The sequence below is a fragment of the Burkholderia sp. BCC0405 genome (assembly GCF_902833075.1).
Taxonomy (GTDB): Bacteria; Pseudomonadota; Gammaproteobacteria; order Burkholderiales; family Burkholderiaceae; genus Burkholderia.
The window spans coordinates 708-1371 of record NZ_CADFEO010000060.1; the positions used below are offsets into that span (position 1 = coordinate 708).

1 pseudogene is annotated in these 664 nt (G+C 61.3%); it reads right to left on the reverse strand.

Features of this window, described 5'->3' with window-relative positions:
• Window positions 1–664, reverse strand: a pseudogene (gene vgrG / locus HWX36_RS37535) (type VI secretion system tip protein VgrG); the annotation flags it as partial.

The following is a 664-nucleotide window of genomic DNA, read 5'->3' on the forward strand; positions in this document are numbered from 1 at the left end:
GTCTGCTCGTCCTGGTAGCCCGCCGCATAGTCGTAGTACTCCAGCTGGACGCCCGACAGCGCCGGCTCAGGCTGCATCTGCGCATCGCTGTCCAGACGATTCGACGGCGTCAGGTAGTTGAAGTCGCGCAACGCAACGTTGTTCGACCGCACACGTCGGGTTCGCTGAAGCCGCTGTACCCCTTCCCGGCCCTGGATAGCTCGCGCTTCCTCACCGTCCGGCAAGTACTGGAGCTGCCCGTACGGCGACGGCTGGTCGGAAAAACGCTGCGTGTCGGACAACACCACCACGTGACGGTCCGTCTCGTGCTCGACCCAGAAGTAGATCCCTTCGTCTTCCAGCAACCGCTTGACGAAGTTCAGGTCGGTTTCCTGGAATTGCACGCAGTACTCGCGCACGTCATACGCACCTTCCAGCTCGAGGCGGTAGTCGGTGCGCCCATGTCCCTGAAACACCTGCTCAACGATCTGCGGCACCGTCAGGTTCTGGAAGATCCGGCTGTTCTGGTTCTCTTCCAGAAACGACAGCCAGCTTCCCAGTTCCAGCGTATAGGTGTACTGGCCGCTCAGCTGACCGGTGTCGTAGCCACCGAACACGTAGGTGCTGAAGGTCCGTACCGCCCCGTTGCCCAAATCGATGTCAGCCGACAGTGACGTGCCCAGCA